The organism is Micromonospora sp. NPDC048170 (genome assembly GCF_040652795.1).
In the GTDB taxonomy this organism is placed as follows: Bacteria; Actinomycetota; Actinomycetes; order Mycobacteriales; family Micromonosporaceae; genus Micromonospora.
This window is the reverse complement of record NZ_JBEZMR010000008.1, coordinates 83,757-104,761: the sequence shown is the minus strand read 5'-3', so window position 1 is coordinate 104,761 and position 21,005 is coordinate 83,757. Positions and strand designations below refer to the sequence as shown.

The 21,005-nt window shown below is 71.8% G+C and carries 17 protein-coding genes; 8 read left to right on the top strand and 9 right to left on the bottom strand.

What is annotated here, in order from left to right; all coding sequences use genetic code 11:
• Positions 1-24 precede the first annotated feature (24 nt).
• From AB0D32_RS14100 to AB0D32_RS14085, 4 genes are all read right to left on the bottom strand, one after another.
• Positions 25-1,722: an AMP-binding protein gene (locus AB0D32_RS14100; protein WP_357089279.1), complete on the bottom strand. Its 1,698-nt coding sequence runs from the start codon at positions 1,720-1,722 to the stop codon at positions 25-27.
• A gap of 91 nt (positions 1,723-1,813) precedes the next feature.
• Positions 1,814-2,974, bottom strand: a complete 1,161-nt coding sequence (locus AB0D32_RS14095) for a CaiB/BaiF CoA-transferase family protein (RefSeq protein ID WP_357089276.1) — start codon at positions 2,972-2,974, stop codon at positions 1,814-1,816.
• Positions 2,971-4,611 (bottom strand): AMP-binding protein, encoded by a 1,641-nt coding sequence (locus AB0D32_RS14090; protein WP_357089273.1) that lies wholly within the window; start codon positions 4,609-4,611, stop codon positions 2,971-2,973. The genes AB0D32_RS14095 and AB0D32_RS14090 overlap by 4 nt, the downstream gene beginning before the upstream one ends.
• 75 nt (positions 4,612-4,686) lie before the next feature.
• Complete coding sequence (locus AB0D32_RS14085; protein ID WP_357089270.1) at positions 4,687-6,267, bottom strand: ABC transporter substrate-binding protein; 1,581 nt, start codon at positions 6,265-6,267, stop codon at positions 4,687-4,689.
• A 399-nt stretch (positions 6,268-6,666) separates the two neighbouring features.
• Here AB0D32_RS14085 and AB0D32_RS14080 point away from each other — a divergent pair, with 399 nt between their 5' ends.
• From AB0D32_RS14080 to AB0D32_RS14055, 6 genes are all read left to right on the top strand, one after another.
• Positions 6,667-7,314, top strand: a complete 648-nt coding sequence (locus AB0D32_RS14080) for a PaaI family thioesterase (protein ID WP_357089268.1) — start codon at positions 6,667-6,669, stop codon at positions 7,312-7,314.
• Complete coding sequence (locus tag AB0D32_RS14075) at positions 7,311-8,186, top strand: SDR family oxidoreductase (RefSeq protein WP_357089265.1); 876 nt, start codon at positions 7,311-7,313, stop codon at positions 8,184-8,186. The genes AB0D32_RS14080 and AB0D32_RS14075 overlap by 4 nt, the downstream gene beginning before the upstream one ends.
• The gene (locus AB0D32_RS14070) at positions 8,183-9,331 is read left to right on the top strand and encodes a TIGR03617 family F420-dependent LLM class oxidoreductase (RefSeq protein ID WP_357089261.1); all 1,149 of its coding nucleotides are present in this window, start codon (positions 8,183-8,185) and stop codon (positions 9,329-9,331) included. Before AB0D32_RS14075 ends, AB0D32_RS14070 begins: the two co-directional genes overlap by 4 nt.
• On the top strand, positions 9,328-10,224 hold the full coding sequence (locus AB0D32_RS14065) for an LLM class F420-dependent oxidoreductase (RefSeq protein WP_357089258.1): 897 nt from the start codon (positions 9,328-9,330) through the stop codon (positions 10,222-10,224). The genes AB0D32_RS14070 and AB0D32_RS14065 overlap by 4 nt, the downstream gene beginning before the upstream one ends.
• 68 nt (positions 10,225-10,292) lie before the next feature.
• A complete protein-coding gene (locus AB0D32_RS14060; RefSeq protein ID WP_357089255.1) occupies positions 10,293-10,811 on the top strand; it encodes a nuclear transport factor 2 family protein in 519 nt (172 codons plus the stop codon).
• Positions 10,812-10,815: 4 nt separating this feature from the next.
• Complete coding sequence (locus AB0D32_RS14055; RefSeq protein ID WP_357089252.1) at positions 10,816-11,685, top strand: TIGR03619 family F420-dependent LLM class oxidoreductase; 870 nt, start codon at positions 10,816-10,818, stop codon at positions 11,683-11,685.
• A gap of 46 nt (positions 11,686-11,731) precedes the next feature.
• Here the strand turns inward: AB0D32_RS14055 and AB0D32_RS14050 are convergent, their stop codons facing one another.
• The 5 genes from AB0D32_RS14050 to AB0D32_RS14030 all read right to left on the bottom strand — a co-directional run bounded on the left by AB0D32_RS14050 (position 11,732) and on the right by AB0D32_RS14030 (position 16,294).
• Complete coding sequence (locus AB0D32_RS14050) at positions 11,732-12,562, bottom strand: SDR family NAD(P)-dependent oxidoreductase (protein WP_357089249.1); 831 nt, start codon at positions 12,560-12,562, stop codon at positions 11,732-11,734.
• Positions 12,559-13,035 carry a nuclear transport factor 2 family protein gene (locus AB0D32_RS14045; protein ID WP_357089247.1) on the bottom strand — a complete coding sequence of 159 codons (477 nt, stop codon included), beginning with the start codon at positions 13,033-13,035 and terminating at the stop codon, positions 12,559-12,561. Before AB0D32_RS14045 ends, AB0D32_RS14050 begins: the two co-directional genes overlap by 4 nt.
• Positions 13,032-13,955 (bottom strand): NAD(P)-dependent oxidoreductase, encoded by a 924-nt coding sequence (locus AB0D32_RS14040; protein ID WP_357089507.1) that lies wholly within the window; start codon positions 13,953-13,955, stop codon positions 13,032-13,034. The genes AB0D32_RS14045 and AB0D32_RS14040 overlap by 4 nt, the downstream gene beginning before the upstream one ends.
• Positions 13,956-14,343: 388 nt before the next feature.
• Complete coding sequence (locus tag AB0D32_RS14035; RefSeq protein ID WP_357089244.1) at positions 14,344-14,640, bottom strand: hypothetical protein; 297 nt, start codon at positions 14,638-14,640, stop codon at positions 14,344-14,346.
• Positions 14,641-14,809: 169 nt separating this feature from the next.
• Positions 14,810-16,294, bottom strand: a complete 1,485-nt coding sequence (locus tag AB0D32_RS14030) for a hypothetical protein (protein WP_357089240.1) — start codon at positions 16,292-16,294, stop codon at positions 14,810-14,812.
• Positions 16,295-16,505: 211 nt separating this feature from the next.
• Here AB0D32_RS14030 and AB0D32_RS14025 point away from each other — a divergent pair, with 211 nt between their 5' ends.
• Both AB0D32_RS14025 and AB0D32_RS14020 read left to right on the top strand, forming a co-directional pair.
• Positions 16,506-17,315 carry an FHA domain-containing protein gene (locus AB0D32_RS14025; protein ID WP_357089237.1) on the top strand — a complete coding sequence of 270 codons (810 nt, stop codon included), beginning with the start codon at positions 16,506-16,508 and terminating at the stop codon, positions 17,313-17,315.
• A 7-nt stretch (positions 17,316-17,322) separates the two neighbouring features.
• On the top strand, positions 17,323-20,982 hold the full coding sequence (locus AB0D32_RS14020; protein WP_357089234.1) for a protein kinase: 3,660 nt from the start codon (positions 17,323-17,325) through the stop codon (positions 20,980-20,982).
• Positions 20,983-21,005: the final 23 nt, after the last annotated feature.

Genomic DNA, 21,005 nt, shown 5'->3' with positions numbered 1-21,005 from the left:
CGGTGTGCCGGGCGGGCCGGCGGGTCAGGTGGTCGGCAGGAGCGCGGTGCGCCCGTTGTCGGCGAACTGCTTCTCGAGGTCCTGGACGTCCGCCGTCGTGAGCGGGCGGTACGCGGTGGACGCCCCGTCCCGGACGTAGACGGGGTCGGTCGTGACCCAGGCGGCACGGCGCAGGACCTGCTTGGCGACCTTGCTGTTGCCGGTGGTGGGGATTTCGGTGACGATCCGCACGAAGCGGGGCCGCCACTTGGTGCCGAGGTCGGCCTGCTCGTCGAGGAAGGCGGTGAACGCCTCGGGGTCGAAGCTGGCGCCGCCACGCAGTTGGAGCGCGCACATGACCTGGTCGCCGGTGCGCGGGTCGGGCACGGCGAAGACGGGGGCGACCGCCACCCGGTCCCAGCGCTCGATGATCCGCTCGGCGGGTCCGGCAGCGAAGTTCTCGCTGTCGACGCGGATCCAGTCCGAGGAGCGGCCGGCGAAGTAGAAGTAGCCGTCGGCGTCGCGGTAGGCCAGGTCCCCGGACCAGAAGTCCTCGCCGCGAATCCGCTCGGCGGCGGCCTCGGGGTTCTTGTAGTAGCCCTCGAACCGGGCAGCCATGCCGACTCCGACGAGCTGGCCGATGGCCTCCTCGGCGTTGACGAGCCGCCCGGTTCCGTCGAGCCTGGCCGGCGGGCACTCCAGCCCGGTGGCCTCGTTCATGACCTTGATCTCGGCGCCGGCGACGGCCACGCCGAGCGCCTCGTCGGGCGTCTCGGGGGTGCGGTTGATCCGCATGACGCCCTCGCTGGAGCCGTAGCCCTCGGAGATGACGGCGCCGAAGCGCCGGGTGAAGCGGGCGATGTCGGCGGCCGAGGCCTCGGTGCCGACGGCGCGGCGCAGCGTGCTCGTCGCGTCGCGCGGGTCGACCGGCTGGGCCAGGACGTAGGCGAGGGCCCGGCCGACGTAGTTGAAGTAGGTGACGCCGTGCTCGTGCACGTCGCGCACGAAGCCGGACGCGGAGAACTTGCGGACCATGCAGATCGTCGCGCCGCAGACCATGGCGGGCCCGAGGTTGAGCATGACGGCGTTGCCGTGGAACAGCGGCATCGACAGGTAGCTGACCGAGTCGCGGGTCAGCTCGGTGCGGGCCAGCAGCGCCTCGGAGACCGCGGCGAGGCGCCCGTGCGAGCAGATGACCGCCTTGGGTGCCCCGGTCGAGCCCGAGGAGAACATGAGCAGCAGGTTGGCGCCGGGGTCCACCTCGTCGACGGGCACCGGCGCGCCGGCGTGCCGGGCCAGCCAGGCGGCGTACTCCGGGGAGTCGATGTTGCGCACCTGCTCGGCGGGGATGCCCAGGTCGAGCCCGTCGACGAGGCCGGCGAGGCGGTCCTCGGTGATGAGCAGGTCGCAGTCGGTGTGCCGCACGTCGTGGGCCAGCTCGGCGCCCCGTCGGGTCGGGTTGATCCCGACGACGGTGGCGCCGGACAACGCGGCCGCACAGATCCAGTACACGTGGTCGGGGGTGTTCTCCAGGAGCACCCCCAGGTGCAGCGGCCTGCCCGCGGGCCGGGGCACGTCGGCCAGGGCGGCGGCCCGGTCGGCGGCTTCCTGCACGACCTGGCCCCAGGTTATGGTGCGGCCCTCGAAGAGGAGGCCCGGGTGGTCGTCACCCGTGCGCCCGCGCACGATGTCACCGAAGACGGCGGGCCCCGAGGTTCGGGCTACCGGGGTCTGAGTCGTCATTGACGTCGCTCCGTCTCGTTCGTCGTCGAATGCGGATCAGCGGCAACAAGCAAGCGCTTGGTCGAGATCGTAAGGTCGGGTGTGACGCAGGTCAAGGCCTTGACAGGGCTTCCCACGGGCTGGCCCCGGCGAGCGCCGAGCGCACCCGGTCGGTGTCCTCACCACGGCGGCGCGGGGCCCGCGGGATCCCGGCGGGCGTCCGCGAGAAGCGGGGCACCGGGGCCGGCTGGGCGACCCCCTCGACCTCGACGACAGCGCCCCGGGCACGCACCTGCGGGTGCTCGGCCGACTCGGCGACGTCCAGCACCGGATGCACGCACGCGTCGACGCTCTCGAAGACGCTGCTCCACTCCCGCCGGGTGCGTTCGGCGAAGACCGGCGCGATCCGCCCGGCCCAGCCGGCCCACCCCGACTCGTCGAACTGCCCCGGCCCGTCCTCCGGATCGAGGCCGAGGGTGAGCAGGAATGTGCGGTAGAACTTCGCCTCGATGGCCGCGACCGACATGAACTTGTCGTCGGCGGTGCGGTACACCCGGTAGAAGTGCGCCCCACCGTCGAGGTAGTTCGTTCCACGGGTGAGGTTCCAGGCACCCCGCGAGAGCATCGAGTGGATGACGACGGTGAGCAGCCCGCTGCCCTCGAGCATCGAGGAGTCCACGACCTGCCCACGCCCGGAGGAGACGCGCTCGTGCAGGGCGGCCAGGACGCCGAAGGCCAGCACCATGCCGCCGCCGGCGAAGTCGGCCAGGTACATCGGCGGCACGACGGGGCCGGCGTCGGGCAGGCCGATCGTGTCGAGCACCCCGGAGACGGCGATGTAGTTGAGGTCGTGCCCGGCGGCCGCGGCGAGGGGGCCGTCCTGGCCCCAGCCGGTCATCCGCGCCACGACGAGGCGCGGGTACCGCTCGGTGAGCTCGACCGGGTCCAGGCCGAGACGTTCGAGCACCCCGGGACGGAACGGGTCGAGCAGCACGTCCGCGTCGGCGAGCAGCCGGTGCACGAGCAGCCGGTCGGCCTCGGACTTCAGGTCGAGCGTGACGGTCGTACGACCGCGGTCGATCGCGTTGACCTGCGCGCGCTCCCGCCGATCGGGCTCGCCGGGCGGGTCGACCCGCACGACCTGGGCACCGAGGTCGGCGAGCATCATCGTCGCGAACGGCACCGGCCCCTGCCCACCGAGCTCGAGGATACGCAGGCCGGCCAGCGGCCCCGCGGACCGCTGGCCGGTGACCGGGCCGGGGGTGGCACTCACGACTGCTTCCCGGCGCCGGCCGGGACCGGGTTGCCGGTCACGGCGCGGGGGTCCGTGCTCCACGTCTGCGGGGTCACGCCCTCGTCGCGCAGGACCCGCTTGAGGATCCGCCCGACGGCGTTCTTGGGCAGCTCGGTGCGGACCTCGATGTGGGAGGGGACGGCATACCGCGGAACCCGCGGGTGCAACCACTCGAAGAGCTCTGCGGGGTCGATCTGCGCGCCGGGCGCGGGCACGACCGTCACCTTGAGGTCGTCCTCGGCCAGGGGGGAGGGAACCGCGTGGACGGCGACCTCGCCGACGGCCGGGTGGGCCGCGACGACGCCCTCGATCTCGAAGCTGGAGATGTTCTCGCCGCCGCGGCGCAGGTAGTCCTTGCCGCGGTCGACGAAGTAGAGGTAGCCGTCCTCGTCGAGACGGCCGTAGTCACCGCAGTGGAACCACAGGCCCCGGAAGACCTCCAGGGTCTTCTCCGGCTGGCGCCAGTATCCGTTGAACATGATCGCCGGGCGGGTGGGGCGGGCGACGATCTCGCCGACCTCGCCGACGGGCAGCGGGTTGTCGTGCTCGTCGACGATGCGCACCTCGAAGGATTCGTTGACCTTGCCGGCGGCCCCGGCGCGGTACCCCCCCGGCGGGGTGAGCGTGATCAGGCTGGCCTCGGTCAGGCCGTAGGCGCCCGAGCCGACCCGCTCGACGCCGAAGCGCTCGGTCCAGCGAGCAGCGAGGTCGGCGGTGACCGGCGAGCCGGACACGACGCGCAGCTGGCCGAAGGCCTTGCGGGCAGCCTCGGACTCGGGGGCGCCGACGATCATCGGCAGCATCGAGCCCATGAGCGCGGCCATCGTCGCGCGGGAGCGCAGGATCTCGTCCCAGAAGCCACTGACCGAGAAGCGCTGCGCGAGGTCAATGGCCGAGCCGAGCTGGAGCGAGCCCATGACGTGCCCGACGGCGGCCATGTGGAACAGCGGCATCGCCGACCACAGGACGTCACCGGAGTGGCGCTCGAGGTTCTCGTGCATCTGGCGGGCCATGTTCGCCACGAAGCCGTGGCTGACCATGCACGCCTTGGAGGGTCCGGTCGTGCCGGCCGTGTAGATGAGGTGGCTGGTGGCATACGCGTCGAGGTCCGGGGTGGTCGTCACCGCCGAGCCCTCGGCGACGGCGGCGTCGAAGTCGATGACCTCGGTGGCCCAGGCGGGCACCGGGCCCGAGGAGAGCCGGCCGCCCTCGGGGGCGCCGACGAGGACCGGCGCCCGTAGCCCTGTGCCGACGAGGGCGTCGTCCAGAACGGGCACGAACTCGTCCTCGACGATCATCGCGACCGGGTCGGCGTCGAGCACCTGGTGGGCCAGTACGGGGCCGCGGTTGCTCGTGTTGAGCGGAGCGGCGAAACCGCCGCAGAGCGTCGTCGCCCACCAGGCGAGCAGGGCCAGGCGGCCGTTGCGGGCGAGGATGACGACGCGGTCGCCGGGAGCGACGCGGTCGGCGAGGAACCCGGCGAGGCGACGCGACGCGGCATCGAGCTCAGCGACGGTGAACGGGGTGCCGGCGAGGGTGAGGGCGAGGCCCGGCTGCTCGTCGAGTAAGCGGGACAGAGCTGGCAGGAGGGGGGTGGCTGCGGTGGGACGGGTCACTGACTCTGGCTACCTTTCTTCGGGCCGGCCGGTCGCGGTGGGCGACCGGCCGGCCAACGGGTGGGGACCTGACACTCAGCCCTTAGTCATCGCGACGGTGCGCAGGTCGAACAGGCCGAGGTTGGTCCACGGCAGCTGCTCGGCCCCGACGACCTTCGGGGAGGCGATGGTGGCGTTGGTGAGGTTGCAGACCGGAATGAACCACGCCTCGGTGAACAGCTGCTCCCACAGCTGGTGGTACTGCTTGGCGCGCTCCTCGACGCTGGAGCGGGGGTCGGCGGCCTTGGCCGCGATCGGGGCGATGGCCTCGGGGTCGGTGGCGAGCTTGTAGTTGCCGGTGAGGTAGTTGTTCACCGTGCCCGCCGGGTCGAGGCGCGGGTTGAAGGTGTTGGACACCTCGAGCTCGAAGTCGCCGGCGATGAAGCGGGCCTCGGTCTCGGAGTTCGGCGTCGGGTTGAGCTTCGCGTCGATGCCGGCCTGGGACATGGCGGCCTGGATGGCGGTGGCGGGCTGCTCGGTGTTGGTGCCGGCGGAGAAGCTGATCGACACCTTGGCCCCGCCGACCTCGGCGATGAGCGCCTTGGCCTTGGCCAGGTCGAACTCGTACGGGTAGGTCGCCGCCGGGTCCTCCCACGGGCTGCCCGGGTAGATGCTGCGGGTGGGCGTGCACGTGTCGGCGAAGAGCGCGCGGATGGCGGCCGGGTCGACCGAGCGTGCGATGGCCTCACGGACCCGCTTGTCCTTGAGGTCGCCCATGTTGGCGCGCAGCAGGACGCCGAGGACGTTGCGGAACGGGCGGGTGGTCACCTTGAGCTGGCCGGCCTCGCCGTACTGGCGGGCCTGGACGACCTCGTTGGCCGAGGAGACGAAGCTGAGGTCGGTCTGACCGCTGATGACGCCGTTGAGCCGGGTGGCGCCCTCGGGGACGCGGGTGATCTCCATCCCGGCGAGGCGCCCGGCGTTCGGGTCCCAGTAGGTGCCTTCGGCGCGCTTGAGGACGTACTTCTCGTTGGGCACGAACTCGGTGGCGACGTACGGGCCCGAGCCGGCGTTGCCGGGGGCGCGCTTGAGGTCGACGCCGTCGGCGATCGCCTTGGGCGAGACCATCATGCCGGCGGCGGTGGCCAGGGCCGAGGGGAGCACCGCGCCGGTGCCCGGCTTGAGGTTGAGGCGCACGGTGCGCGCGTCGACGACGGTGACGCCGGTGATGTCGGCGAGGTCCTGCTTGATGGTGCTCGTCGGCAGCGTCTGGCCGCGCTCGATGTTGACCTTGACGGCGTTGGCGTCGAAGGGCGTCCCGTCGTGGAAGGTGACGTCGTCGCGCAGGGCGAGCTCGAGGTAGGAGCCGTCCTTGGCGTAGGTCCACGAGACCGCCAGGCCGGGGACGATCTCGTCCTTGGAGTCGACCATGGTGAGCCGGTCGTAGATCAGCGTGAGGTAGGGGTAACCGCCGGGGGCCGGCTGGGCCGGGTCGAGGTTCTGGAACGGAGACGAGGCCGTGACCCGCAGGACGGCGTTGGGGTCGATCTCACCTGTGGCGGCACCGGTGGCGCCGGGGTTACTGGTCGGGCTGCCGGAGCAGGCTCCGACGGCGAGGGTGGCAAGCAGGCTGACGGCGACGACGGCGAGGCGTCGGTGGTGCGGGAGGCGAGACACGGTGCTCCTTTCCTGACCTGCGGTCCGAGCCGGGAGCGGCTCCGCGGCCGCCGGCGGGCCCCGGCGCCTGGGGCGGCTGGGTGCCGGCGGCCGTTCGGCAGTGGCCGTGTGGGCGCGGTGGTCACGATGGGTGATGGATGGCGTCGGCGGCGTGGTGCGCGCCTGGGGTTGATCGGCGCCGGCGTCCCACGAGGCTGCCGGCGTGATGCCACCCCGCGATCCAACCAAGCGCTCGATTGGGAACGGTAAGGGCAGGATGCGGGTGCGTCAACGGGGCGGACGCCACCGCGACCAAAGGGGGACGACGTCAGGGCGCAACCGTTGCCAGGGTGCCGCCGGATGGCTAAGGTCGGTCAAGCAAGCGCTTGGTTGCCCTGACCGGCCAAAGGAGTCCGCCCGGTGGAAGCCACCCTCGCCACGGCACAGCCCCGCGACACCGGCATCGACGCCGTCGCCTCAGCCACCCGCCGGCTCGTCGACGCGATCACCCGCGCGGGCGGGGCCATCGACGCTGACGCCGACCGGATCGTGGCCGACCTCGACGTGCTCACCGCCCGGATCGACGCCCACGCCCCGGACCTTCCCGAGCGGATCGCGACGATGTGGCGCCAGCCCGGCCCGGGCCGTTTCGACCCCGCCGGCGGCACCGAGAACCCGCTGTCGCCGCCGGTGAGTCTCTGGGTCGAGCCTGACGGCTCACTGCGCGGCGAGGTCACCCTGAGGCTGGCCTTCCAGGGGCCCCCGGGGCACGTACACGGCGGCACCTCGGCCATGCTCATGGACCACGCCCTCGGCATCGCCAACGCCCGCGCCGGATATGCCGCGGTAACCGTCGGGCTCGACGTCTCCTTCCGCGCGGCCATCCCGATCGGCTCGACGATCACGATCCTGGCCCGGCACGACGGGCGCGACGGGCGCAAGGTGCGCAGCTCCGGCGAGCTGCGCGTCGGGGACCTGACGTGCGTCACGGCCACGGGCACCTTCGTGCTCATGGACGACCCGTCGACGCAGGACAAGTTCCGACGACTCCCGAGGGAGCAGGCATGAGCACGAGTCCCGACCCGACCAGCGCCGCACCCGGTCCGCTCGCCGGCCACGGTGCGCTCGTCATCGGCGGGGGCGGCGGATTCGGCCGCGCCATCGCCGCCGCGCTGGCCACCGACGGGGCCGCCGTAACGATCATGGGGCGCACCGAGGCGACGCTGCGGGCGGCGGCCGCGACGATCGCCGCAGCCGCTCCCGGGGCGCTGCCGGTGCGGGTCAGCGTCGGCGACTCCACCCTCGAGCAGGACGTGGCCACCGCGGTACGCGTCGCCGACGAGACCCCGCTGGCGGCCGTCGTCACGACGGTCGGCGGCGGCACCTTCCGTCCCGTGCTCGCCCTCGACGCCGAGACCCTCGAACACGACTTCCGGCGCAACGTCACGACCGCGCTGCACGCGATCCGGCACGGCGGACAGGCCCTGGCCGCGCACGGTGGGGGCTCGATCGTGTGCACCTCCTCGAGCGCGGGCGGACACTCCTTCCCGTTCATGCCGTCGTATTCGGTGAGCAAGGCCGCGCTCGAGGCGCTCGTCCGGGTCGCCGCCGACGAGCTCGGCCACCTCGCGGTGCGGGTCAACGTCGTGCGCCCCGGCATCGTGGCCACCGACGGGGAGAACCCGGGCCTGCTGCTGGCCGACCCCGAGCTGGCCGCCGCGACCGTCGCCGAGAAACCCCTGTCGCGGGTCGGACGCGCCGAGGACGTCGCCGCCGCGGTCCGCTTCCTGTGCGGTCCCGAGTCCTCGTGGATCACCGGCGCGTGCCTGCCAGTCGAGGGCGGGGCGCACCTGCGCCGCGCGCCCCGGCTGGAGAAGCTCGCCCGGATCGTCAGTGGCGACGAGGTCGTCGACGCCGCCCTGGCGGGCCGCATCCCATGACGGCACCACAGGTGCCCGCCACCCGGATGGAACTGGCCACGACGCTGCCGGCGACGACGGCGCTGCGCGAGGTGCCCGCAGTCGTGGCGCGCATCGAACGGCTCGGCTTCGACACCGTGCACGTCCCCGAGACGACGCACGACTCTCTGGCGGTCGCCCTGCTCGCAGCCGAGCACACCAGCCGGATCACCGTGCGCACCAGCATGACGCTGGCGTTCCCCCGCAGCCCGATGGTGACCGCATACGCCGCATGGGACCTCGCGCGGTTCTCCGAGGGTCGCTTCCAGCTCGGGCTGGCCACCCAGGTACGCGGCAACATCGTCGGCCGCTTCTCGGTGCCGTGGGACCGGCCAGCCGAAAACCTGCGCGACTACCTCGCCTCGATCCGGGCGATCTTCGCCGCGTTCACCACGGGCGGGCCCCTGGAGCACGAGGGCAGCCACTACCGCTTCACCCGGCTCCAGCCCTACTTCAACCCCGGCCCGCTGTCGACCGCGGCCCCGGCGCTCTACACCGGCGGGGTCAACCGGCGCGTCTGCGAGGTGGCCGGCGAACTCGCCGACGGCTTCGTCACCCACGCGACGAACTCGCACCCGAGTCACCTGCGCACGGTCGTGCTCCCCGCACTCCGCGCCGGGGCCCGACGGGCCGGACGCGCCGGGATCCCTCGGGTTGTCGTCGTGTCCAAGTCGATCACCGGTCCGACGCAGGCCGCACTCGCCGCGAGTCGCGACTCCGCCCGCCAGGAGCTGGCGTTCCTCTTCTCCACTCCGGCCTACCGCACGACCCTGGACCGGCTCGGCCTGGGCCGGGTCGGCGAACGGCTCGCCGAGATGGCCGCCTCCGGGCGCTGGGCGGGACTCGCCGACACCCTCGACGACGAGACCCTGGCCACGCTCATCCCGCACGGCACCTATGCCGAGCTGCCGGACGTACTCGAGCAGGCCTACGGCGGGCTCGCCGACGGGCTCGGGCTCGGGCTGCCGCTCGACCCGGACGACGACGAGGACTTCGGCGCGCTGCTCGTACGCCTCCGGAGAATCCCGACGAGTACCACCGCCTGCGACCCGCCCGCGACCGGCGGCCCCAGCGACGAGGCGACCAGCGCGACGCGCGGCGGCGCCGGATCGGAGACCTTGCCATGACCGCACGCATCGGGCTGCTCACCCCGGTCGTCGTCCAGCACCCGCGCACCGCTGCCGCCTGGGAGCGGGACGTCCTGGCCGGCCCCGACGTCGGCGGCGCGCTGCTGGCCATCGCCCGCGCCGCCGACGACCTGGGTTACCACCACCTGACGTGCAGCGAGCACGTCGCGGTGCCCGCCCCGATCGCCGTCGAGCGGGGCGCGACGTACTTCGACCCCGTGGCCACGCTGTCGTTCCTCGCCTCGGCGACGCGCCGCGTCCGGCTCGCGACGAACGTCGTCGTCATCGGCTACCACCACCCGTTGGCCCTCGCCAAGACCTACGGCACCCTCGACCTGCTCAGCGGCGGGCGCGTCATCCTCGGGGTCGGTGTCGGCAGCCTCGAAGAGGAGTTCGATCTGCTCGGCGCCGAGTTCGCCGAACGCGGCGCGGTCGCGGACGAGGCGATCGCGGCCCTGCGCGCCGCATGGGGCCGTGCCGTGCCGCACCACGAGGGACCCCGGTTCACGTTCACCGACTTCGTCGTCGAACCGCACGCGCCGCGCACAGCGGTGCCGCTGTGGTTCGGTGGGCGCACCCGCCGCTCGCTGCGCCGCGCCGTGGCGCACGGCACCGGGTGGGCGCCGTTCGGCCTCGGGCCGCAGGAGTTGACCCGCCTGTGGACCTCCGTGGAGCGTCCGGACGACTTCGACCTCGTGCTGCAGATCCCGCCGCTGGACCCGCTCGGGGACCCGGACGGCTCCCGCGAACGCCTGCACACGGCCGATGCGGTCGGGGCGACCGCGGTCAACGTGAGCCTCGTGGCCACCTCGGCGGCCCACCACCTCGAGCAGATGGCCGCGCTGCGCGAGCTCACCCCGGAACGCTTCGAGACGAACACGTCCACGACCTGACCGGCCACCGACCGGGTCAGCCACTGGCCGGCTCGGCCCGCGAGAAGCCCCTCCGAGAGGAACCCACCATGACCGACTCGCAGCCCGACCGGCTCGCCCTGCTCGAGGCGCGCCTCGAACAGGCCGAACGGCGCCTCGCCGCCGCCGAGGACCAGCTCACCCTGTGGCGGATCGTCGCCGGCTACGGCCCCGCCGTGGACAGCGGCTCAGCCGAGGTCACCGCCCAGATGTGGACCGAGGAGGGCGTGTACGACACCTACCCGGTCGTGCTCAACGGCCGGGACGCGCTGCGCGGCATGGTGGTCGGCGAGCAGCACCAGGCCCTGATCCACTCCGGCGCCGCCCACCTCATGGGCCTGCCGCACATCGTCGTCGACGGGGACCGGGCCGTCGTGACGAACTACTCGCAGCTCGTGCTCAAGGCTCCCGACGAGAACGGCTACCGGATCTGGCGCACCGGCTCCAACCGGTGGGAGTTCACCCGCACCGACGAGGGCTGGAAGGTGACCCACCGCTGGAACCGCCAGCTCGACGGCACCGACGAGGGCCGCGACATTCTCGCGCGCGCTGTCGACTCCGAGGCCTGAGCCCGTGCGCATCGGCCTCAGCTCCCCGGTCCTGGCCGACTCCGGGCCCCGGCCCGCGTGGGAGGCCGAGGCCGGGGTCGCCGAGCTGCGGGAGGTCTTCACGACCGCCGACCGGCTCGGGTACGAGTTCTTCACCTGCCCGGAGCACGTCAGCGTGCCAGCGGGGCTGCCCCGGGGTGAACGCTTCTACGACCCGGTCGCGACGTTCTCCTACCTCGCGGCGATCACGGAGCGGATCCGCTTCCTGCCGTACGTGCTCGTGCTCGGGCTGCACCATCCGCTCGAGCTGGCCAAGCGGTACGGCACCCTCGACCACCTCAGCGGGGGGCGGGTCGTCCTCGGGGTGGGCGTCGGCAACCTCGAGGAGGAGTTCGCGTTGCTCGGGCGCCCGTTCGCCGACCGCGGACCACGGGCGGACGACGCCCTGCGGGCCCTGCGGGCGTCGCTGTCGGTGCGGCTCGCGACCTACCACGGGGAGTACTACGACTTCACCGAGCAGGTCATCAACCCGCACGCGGTCCAGGAGAAGGTTCCGATCTGGGTCGGCGGTCACAGCAAGCGTGCCCTCCGGCGCGCGGTCACCCTGGGCGACGGGTGGGCACCCGCCCCGGTGACGTATCGCGGCCCGGACCTGCAGACCCTGCCGCGGATGCTCGCCGAGCACGACCTGCCGGAGGGGTTCGAGGTCGTCATCACGCCTCCGGCCCGCCTCGACCCGATGGGCGACCCGGAGGCCACGCTCGACCTCGTCGGCCGGCTCGGCGAGGCGGGGACCACCGTGGTCAACCTCGTCGTGCGGCACCGCGAGCTGGCCGAGTACCTCGACCAGCTCGCGGCGGCAGCCGAGCTCTTCGGCCTCGACCGCCGCGACTGAGCACGGCCGTGGGCGCCGGGACCCGCGTGGGTCCCGGCGCCCACGGTCAGGCCTCGTTGGGCATGTTCGACCAGCCCTTGCCGTCGACCCGCGCGTACCAGCCCGAGGCGGCCAGGGTCCCTCCGTCGACGGGGATCGTGTGCCCGGTGACGAAGCGGGCGTCGTCACTGGCGAGGAACTCGACGACGGCGGCGTAGTCGTCGGGCTCACCGAAGCGCCCGACGGGGATCCACGTGCGGATGAGCTCCGGGTCGCGTCCGCGCAGCATCGCCGCGGCCGGGGTCTGGGGCGTGTCGGCGAGGTCGGGCGCGATCGCGTTGACCCGTACCCCGTAGCCGGCGACCTCGACGGAGAGGCTCCTGGTGAAGGCGCTGACCCCGGCGTTGTAGGCGGAGTACGGGGCGCACGCCGGGATACCCCGGAAGGCCTCGACGGTCGAGTTGTTGACGATGGCACCACGGCCTCGCTCGACCATGCCGGGCAGCAGCGCATGGGTCATCGCGAGCACGTGCCACAGGTTGATCTCGTAGAGCGCCTGCCACTGCTGCGGGGTCGAGTGCAGGAAGGTCTTGGAGGCCGGGCGGAAGTCGCCGACGTTGTTGACGAGCACGTCGACCCGCCCCGAGTCGAGGGCCGACGCGGCGGCGACCGCGGCGGCGACACCGTCAGCGGTGCGCACGTCGGCGAGGACGACCTCGACCTCGCCGCCGGCGCTACGGATGTCGGCGGCGGTGTCGTCGGCGGCCTCCCCGTCGATGTCGACGAGAACGACGTGGGCACCCGCGGCGGCGAGACGGCGGGAGATACCGCCGCCGATCCCGAGGGCACCGCCGGTGACGACCGCGATCTGGTCCTCGAGCCTGCGGGTGGCGCTCATCTGCCGGTTCCTTCCTCGTCGGTCCTGGTCACGGAGACGCGATGGCGTTCGATCCAGTTGATGGTCACCGCGCGACGCGTGAAGGCCCATCCTTCGCCGGTGCGCGCGTACTCGTCGTCGTAGTGCAGGAACCAGACGAGGTCCGAGGGCCCCTCGCGACCGGGCAGCAGGTGGTGAGCCGTGCCGCGGACCCGGCCACAGGCCCCGGTCGACGTCGGCAGGTAGCGCGCCCCGGCCACGACGTGGGTCGTCGCCAGGGTGGAGGCGAGTGCCCCGAGCGCGGCTACGACAGCGGGGCGGCCGACGTGGGACACGTGGGGGTCGAGGTGAGCCGGCGGCTCGGGAACGACGAGGACGCCGTCCGGGACGAAGAGCGCGCCGATCGCGGCTGCGTCACGGTCGTCGGCGGCCGCCGCGTACGTCTCGGAGAGCAAGCGCAGCGCGGTGAGGTCGGCCGCGTCGAGGGTGGTCACGCCGCGGGCGCGGTCGCCGCGCGCACGACCTCGACGAGCTCGGCGACGGCCCGCTCGCAGTCACCGCGGGTGTAGCCGAGCAGTGCGGTCTCGGCCGGATCCGGTTCGTAGGCGAGGACGTTCCCGCGGCCCTGGACGATCATCGAGTCGGGCATGAAGGGGTGTGGCTCGTCGAGCTCGGCGATGGTGCGGTTGCCCCCGGCCGCGTCGACGAGCAGCTGGAAGAACTGCGCGAACGTGAGGTTGGCGTCACCGATGAGGTATGCCGCGCCCGCCGTGCCGCGGTCGAGCGCGCCGCCGATCGCCTCGGCCAGGGACCGGACCGACATGTAGTTCGTGCCGCCGGCCGGTGCGTGGTCGGGGATCTGCGGCTCGTTGCCGGCTGCCCAGGACACCATGCGGCGGTAGCGCTTGGCCGTGATGCCGGGGATGGCACCGATGATCGAGGGCGGGTTGAGGGTGCAGACCGTGAAGGAGGCGTCAGCCAGCGCCCGGGCTCCCTCGTCGGCGTCGCGGCGGGCGGCCACGTAGGCGCTGGAGTCGGCCAGGGCGGGTTGCACGTGGTGGTAGTAGCTGCCGACCTGGACGAAGCGGGAGACACCAGCGCTCTTGGCGAGCGCGGCGAACGCCGGCACCCCCGCGCTCTGGGTCTCCTTCCAGAACCGGGTTTCGTCCACGTCGCGGGGCAGATGGCGCACGTCCTGCCCTGCGGCGAAGACGACCGCGTCGAAGGGGGTCAGGTCTTCCCGGGTGAAGGTCTGGCGGGTGTAGTCCCCGCGGAGGGCGGGCAGGTCGGCGACGGGCGAGTCCGCATCAACCGGCCCTCGGGCGGCGACGATGACGTCGTCTCCCCGATCCCGCAGGTAGCGGGCGGTGTGGGCCCCGATCATGCCGGTTCCACCGACCACGAGCACCTTCATCGTGAGGGTCTCCTTGCGTAGCGAGGCGACTCCCCCGGCGCGGATCTGGGAGTCAGCATGGCCGCTGAGTCTACCAAACAAGCGATAGGTTGGTGATCGTGTGACAGTGCGCTTCGACGTGGTGTCGGCAACAGGGCAACCCTCCGACGTCGAAGTGCAGGCGCTCAAGCGACAGCCACCCGGCCCTCCGGCCCGGCCTTCACGCAGCAGGCCGGTGAGGGCTTCGCCGGTGTTGTCCAGGAAGCACAGCAGCGGGTGGTAGCCGAAGGGTCTTCTTCCAGTGCGGGTCGCCGACTTCCGTCGAGGAACCGCTGGGTCTGCTGCACCAGCAGCCACCTGGCGGTGCATCAAATCATCGCGCAGAAAGAGACCAAGCGGCGACCTTCGGTCACGGCAGGGCAACGCCGGTCATCGCCGCGTCGAAACGACCGGCGAGAACGAGAAACTCCTCAGCCCATCCGCTGGACAGCGAGACCTCCTGGATCGGACCTGTCGGCGCGAACAAGACCGTGAGCATCAGCAGCGGCGGATCACCGGCACGAACCGCAGCGCTCAACCGCTCGACCTCCTGCAGCGCGGCATCCGCATCAGGAAACGACGACCACGAAAAGTCATTGCCTTCCCGCGTCAGGATTGCGTGCACATCCGCGAGCACGGCCAACAACGCCTCAGTGTCAACGCTCATGGTGCCGCCTTCCTGTTCGTGTCACCGGGCCCCGCGATCTGTCCGGTGGTCAGCAGATCCCCGGCGGGTTCGTCGATGATCGGCAGCCAGGGCGGGCCCGGATATGCGCGAGGGCTCGACTGCGGTGACGCTGTGGCTCGCGCGACCCGTACCGCCGGGTTGTCGTGGCTCAGCCGGTCAGCAGACCGGCCAGGTCGAGTTGGTTGACAGCGGTGTGCACGTCGGCGTCGGGCCTGTCGGCGAACAGCGCGGCCACCTGGCCGGCAGTGGCGCGGTGGCTGATGGCCGCGCTGAGCAGCGCCCCACACTCCCGCGCCGTACGCGGACCGGTTCGGCTGACCATCGCCTGGAGGGTCGCGTCCAAGGTCCAGACGTGAGGGAGGGAGACGTCAAGTTCGCCGAGGGTGTCGGTGGTGCCCCGGTGCCACCGCCCGTCGGCCCACCACCAGCAGAACGTCAGCAGGCCGTTTCGGTTGCGGGTGTTGAGAACGCTGTCCGTGACCCAGGCCGGAGCCCCTGTGTAGAGGTCGGGCAGGCGTGCACCACGGTTGTAGGCGGCCTCCAACAGCGCGGAGTTCCATCGTCCACCGGAGAGCACCGCGCGTTCGCCGGGGAGCAGGAAGAGGACGGATCCGTTGCGCTGGCCGTCCTCGTACCACGCGTGGCCGGGGAAGATGTGTGGCCCCGACTCCGCCCGGAGGCCGGCTTCGATCGCCGAGAGCACCGCCCAGCGCGCCCAGACCTCCGGGAGCGGAGGGACTGCGTCGGCAGCCACAGCGCCACGATCCGCGACGGCCGCGACAGCGGCCTGACCGGGGTCGCGACCCTGCGCCCCGGGCCCGGCAACGTACCCGGCGAGCCATACCGGCACGCGGGTACGCGGATACTGCGCCAGGTCGTTGCGGTAGTGCTCCGGAAGCATCAGTTGGTCGTCGGGAAAGGGTTGGTCGCCGTAGTCGTAGTTCACAGTCGTCTCGCCGCGGTTAGTGACAGTCAACAGCAGTCGCCACCAGGGCCCGGCCGGCATCCGCGCGGCAACCTCGCGCTGGCGGCGGACCAGCTCACCGAGCGGATTCGGCACCGGTACGAGCCCTGATCGGCCCTGTACGCGGAAGTGCAGTTGGGCGATCTCAGCGGAGACGGTGTACGCGAACTCGGCCGAGAACCGGTCCCAGCCGGCGGGACCGAGCTGGGCCAACTGCTGCACGATCGGGTCGATCAGCCGGGAGGCTTCGGCTGCGGTCTCGGCGTTGTCGGTGGGGGCGTCGACGATGCTGAACCCGCTGATCACCGGTGCGCCCTCGGACGCGGCCTGGTTGACCAGTCGCTCGAACTCGGCCATGAACTCCGACTCGTCGGAGCCGCCGCACCCGCCCCCGCTGCGGAGCTCGACCTCGATGAACTGGCCGTAGGCCTGCTGCGGCGGTACGGAGGACGAGACCTCCTCGATGCGCCCGGAATCACCGATGAGAAACACCGACCGCCCCACCGGCATGTCCAGGAAGGCCATCGGATCGCTGTCGTCGATTTCCACCGGCGCGTACACGGCCCAGCCCACCTCGAAACGGTCCGCCTCCAGCCCCTCCGTGGGGTAGTCGATGTCCTGGGACCTGATCCAGTCCACCACCCGCGAAATCGCTCGCGCCTCATTCATCCGCGTACCCTCCCGTGCTTCGCCATCGAGGACGCCGCGCGGCAGTCGTCGCCGCCGGAGCGGATGTTCTCGCGGCCTCCGGCGAGCCCTCAACAGCGAACCACGGCACGCCCGTTGCCCTCCTTCGAAGGCGACATTGCAGCACACGGTGACCGGGACCGGTCCCGAACCGGATGGGTTAGCGTGCGGTGGGGCCGGAAGGGAGTGCGAGGTGGCGATGAAAGAGTTCGTGCCGCAGGTGTTGCCTGCGTCCACCCGCAGCCTGGCCGGCGGGGTGCCGCCGGCGCCGCCGGGCACGATCTTCGCGCTGGGCGCCGATGGCGGGTTCGCCGTGCCGCCCCGGAAGTTCACGCTTCACTTCGGTCGCGACAGGGACGACGTCCATGTGCCGATCGGCCTCGACGATCCCTATGTCAGTCGACTGCACGGCATGATCGTGGGCGACGGGCTGGAGTGGCGAATCCGCAACAAGGGCAAGCTGCCGCTCCAACTGTCCGGTGATGCGATGCTGCTGTCCGGTCACGAACGGCTGATCGAACCGGGTTACAACCCGCTGTTCATCGGCTCCCCGAAGGGCCGGTCACATCTGCTCGAGGTTTACGTCGTCGGGTTCCGGATCACCGACGCCTACGTCGAACAACGCAGCCGGACGAGGACGCCGGAGGTCTACGACCTGAGTCTGGCGGAGCGGCTGGTGCTGACCGCGCTCGCGCAGCGGTACCTGCGCCAGGAACGCTATCCCCAACCCGTGTCCTGGAACCAGGTGGCGAGCGACCTCAACCGGGTACCGGACGGCAGGCAGTGGACGCCGAAGACCGCGGCGCACCTCGTCGCCGCGGTGCGCGAGCGCCTGGCCGAGGGCCCCGATCCGATTCCCGGGCTCCGGCGCGAGGACGGGGTCGGCGAACCGGTGGGCAACACGCTGAACCACAACCTGATCCAGGCGCTGCTGCTCAGCACCACGCTGATGCCGTCGGATCTGCGCCTGCTCGGCGAGGAGCAGGACGAGGAGCAGGGGTGAGCGTGCAATGACGTGGCAGGTCGGCGAGGTGATCGATGGCCGGTACCGGGTGACCCTCGTACACGAGCAGGGCGGGATGGGCCTGGTGTACCGGGTCCAGCACCTGACCTGGGGCATCAACCTCGCGGTGAAGAGCCCCCGGCCGGAGCTGTTCTGGCGACCGAAGGATCAGCAGCGGTTCATCGCCGAGGCGGAAACGTGGGTGTCGCTGGGCCTGCATCCGCACGTGTGCAACTGCTACTACGTCCGGGTGCTGGACGGTGTACCCCGGGTGTTCGCCGAGTACGTCTCCGGCGGCAACCTGTACGACTGGATCAGAAGCCGGCGGCTGTACGACGGTGACCCGACCGAGGTGACGGCCCGGATCCTGGACGTGGCGATCCAGACCGCGTGGGGACTCGACCACGCGCACAGCCGTGGCCTGGTGCACCGGGATGTGAAACCGGCCAATGTGCTGCTCGACATCGAGGACGGCGCGGTCACCGCGAAGATTACCGACTTCGGCATGGCCCGGGCCCGGGAATTCCCGATCACGGTCGGCACCGACGCGCCGGCCGGCGCCAGCATCCTGGTGCCCGGCGGCAGCGGAATGACACCGTTGTACGCCTCGCCCGAGCAGGCCGCAGGGGAGCAGGTGGGGCGGCGTACCGACATCTACAGCTTCGCTGTGTCACTGCTGCAGATGTGCGCCGGCAAGGTGACCTGGATGGCGGGTACCGCCGCGGGGGCGGCGCTGACCGGTCTCCGCATGGACGCCGTGGCAGGCGCCGTCGCCATTCCGCCGGCCCTCGGCGACCTGCTCGAGCGGTGCCTCCGCAAGGATCCCGCCGACCGGCCGAGCTCCATGCCCGACGTCGCCACCGAGCTGATCGACATCTACCAGGCGGTCACCGGCCACGCCTACCCGCGGGCGGCACCCGCCATGGCCGACCTGCTCACCGATGAACTCAACAACCGGGCGGTGTCGCTGCTCGACCTCGACCGACCGGACGAGGCCGACCAGGCGTTCGCGCAGGCGCTGGCGGCCGACCCACGCAACGCGCGGGCCATGTACAACGCCGGACTGGTGAAGTGGCGCCGCGGCGCGGTCACCGACGACGCGCTCCTCGCCGAGATCGAGGCGACCCTCGCGGACAGCAGTGATCCCCTGGAGGTGCGGTACGCGCTCGCCCAGATCCATCTGGAACGCGGCGACCTGGTTACGGCCCGCACGCTGCTCGCCGAGGTGGCCCGTGAGCGACCGGATGAACGCGAGGTCATCGAGGCCCTGGATCTGATTGCCTCCCCCGAGTTCATCGACGCGCGCTGCACCCGCGAGTGGCAGGTACCCTGGCCCCGGCGCCAGCGTGACCTCTACTCGGTCGGCGAGGATCCTTACCGGATCCCGCTCGCCGTCACCCCCGACGGACGGTTGATGCTCTCCGGTGGCTGGGACGGCGCGCTCAGACTCTGGGATGTCCACAGCGGGCAGTGCGTACGGACACTCGGCGGGCACCGCCGGCCGCTGCACGCGGTCGACCTCACGCCGGACGGACGCTGGGCCGTCTCCGTATGTGAGGACGAGTCCGTGTGGTTCTGGGAGCTGACCAGCACCCGCTTCCGCAGGTCGCCCAAGGGCCGCCGCCTGTACGCCAGCCCCAACCCGCCGAACTGGGGCAGCGGCGACCGGATCGGGGAACTCGCCCTGCGCGTCGACCGCACGGCGATCCGGCTGACCCCCGACGGGCGCTACGTCCTCTACGCGGGCCTGGACGGCGTGCTGCGCATCTGGGACACCCCTGGCCGACGGATGCGGACGCTCGACGAGGCCGCGACCGGACGGTTGGTGTCGACAAGCGACGACGGCCGCTGGGCACTGTCGGTCGGTTGGCGCGGGCGCGAGCAGGAGCGGGAGCGTGTCGTGCGGCTGTGGGATCTGGCCGACGGACAGTGCCGGCAGGAGTTGGCCCCGCACGAGTCGGGGGTGACCAGCCTGTGTTTCAGCGCCGACGGTCGTTACGCCGCCACCGGATGCCACGGCGGCACGATCCGGGTTTGGGATCTCGGCGATGGTCGCTGCGTACGCGTTCTGAAGGGAGGAACCACCCCCGACGCCCTTTCCTTCGACGCCGGTGCGCGACTCCTGATCTCCGGCGGCGACGGCCGCAGTATCCGGCTGTGGGAACTGGACAGCGGTCGGTGCCTGCGGACGTTCGGCGCTCACCAGGGCGGCACCACCCTGGTCCGGCTGGATGCCGACGGCCGTTCCGCGCTGTCGACCGGACAGGACAGGACGGTACGGCGGTGGGAGCTGCCCGGCCGGTACCGGGGCACGCCACGATTGAGCCGGCCGCGCCGGCACATCGAATTGAGCCGGCTCGGCGGCCGGGTGGACTCGCTGGTGGCCGAGGCGGAGCAGGCGATGGCGGGCGGCCGTTTCCCGGCGGCGCTTGACCTGTTGCGGCAGGCACGCTCGATCGAAGGGTACGAGCGGGCGCCGCGCCTCATATCCGCCTGGTGTGCACTGGGCCGCCACGGCGTGCGCACGGGTCTGCGATCGGCCTGGTCGTCAAGACTCCTGACGGGGCAGAGCAAGTCAGTGCAGGCGGTGGACCTGTCCGATGACGGCCGGATCGGGTTGTCCGGCGGCAGCGACGCAGCGGTCCGGGTGTGGGACCTCGAGGCGGGTACGTGCCTACAGGTTCTGGAAGGCCACCAGCACATGGTGGAGTCGGTCCGCCTGAGCGACGACGGACGGCGGGCCCTGTCCTCGAGCCGGGACGGCACCGTTCGCCTATGGGACCTCGACACCGGCCGGTGTCTACGCATCATCGAGCGCAACCGAGGGTTGACACACCGTTCATCGCCGGTGCGGTTCAGCCCCGACGGCACGCAGGCCGTGGTCGGCGGTAAGGACGGCACGATCCGATACTGGGACCTGGAGACCGGGGCTCCCGTCGGGGAACTGAGGGGCCGCGTCTGGGGCATCGACGACATGTGCGTCGGTGAAGACGGCCGTCTCGTCGTGACCGCGAAGGGCGGCGAGGTCGAAGTGTGGAGCCTGGCGGACGGCGGATCCGTGAGCCGGTTGCGAGGGGAGGAAAGCCGCCTGGCCGCCGCCCGGATGCGTACCGTGTCGCTCAGTGCCGACGGAGGTTCCGTGATGGCCGGCGGCGACGACGGCTTCCACCTGTGGAATGTCGCCACAGGGAGGATCACGCGGACCTTGGACGGGTCGCCGGCCCGTGGATTTCACACGGTCCGGATGACCGCGGACGGCCGCTTCGCCGTGTGCGCCGCCTTCTGGTCACCCATCGAGGTATGGGACGTCCATAGTGCACGGCGCGTACGGGTCCTCGACGGTCACGAACAGGGTGTCAGCTGCCTCGCGTTGACGCCCGACGGTCGCTTCCTACTGGCCGGAGTCGGTGACAACCTGCGGTGCTGGGAGCTCGACTGGGAGCTCGAGGCCCGGGCCGTGGCCGACTGGGATGACGGCGCAACACCGTACCTCGAAATGTTCCTGCGCCGATACGGTCCGCAGTGGACGACCCACAACGTCGACGTCCTGCTGCGCCGGCTTCAGGACGTCGGATACGGCTGGCTGCGCCCCGACGGCGTGCTGGCCCGGCTCGACCGCATGGCGGCCGACGAGGCGGCCCGGCAACAGGCCGAGGTCGGAAACTAAGTCGAGCTGCCGTCTCGAGGCGA

Coding starts and splice junctions, on each gene's coding strand:
- AB0D32_RS14100 (WP_357089279.1), bottom strand. CDS start 1,722: ATGACGACTCAGACCCCGGTAGCCCGAACCTCGGGGCCCGCCGTCTTC.
- AB0D32_RS14075 (WP_357089265.1), top strand. CDS start 7,311: ATGAGCACGAGTCCCGACCCGACCAGCGCCGCACCCGGTCCGCTCGCC.
- AB0D32_RS14070 (WP_357089261.1), top strand. CDS start 8,183: ATGACGGCACCACAGGTGCCCGCCACCCGGATGGAACTGGCCACGACG.
- AB0D32_RS14065 (WP_357089258.1), top strand. CDS start 9,328: ATGACCGCACGCATCGGGCTGCTCACCCCGGTCGTCGTCCAGCACCCG.
- AB0D32_RS14060 (WP_357089255.1), top strand. CDS start 10,293: ATGACCGACTCGCAGCCCGACCGGCTCGCCCTGCTCGAGGCGCGCCTC.
- AB0D32_RS14050 (WP_357089249.1), bottom strand. CDS start 12,562: ATGAGCGCCACCCGCAGGCTCGAGGACCAGATCGCGGTCGTCACCGGC.
- AB0D32_RS14040 (WP_357089507.1), bottom strand. CDS start 13,955: ATGAAGGTGCTCGTGGTCGGTGGAACCGGCATGATCGGGGCCCACACC.
- AB0D32_RS14035 (WP_357089244.1), bottom strand. CDS start 14,640: ATGAGCGTTGACACTGAGGCGTTGTTGGCCGTGCTCGCGGATGTGCAC.
- AB0D32_RS14030 (WP_357089240.1), bottom strand. CDS start 16,294: ATGAATGAGGCGCGAGCGATTTCGCGGGTGGTGGACTGGATCAGGTCC.
- AB0D32_RS14020 (WP_357089234.1), top strand. CDS start 17,323: ATGACGTGGCAGGTCGGCGAGGTGATCGATGGCCGGTACCGGGTGACC.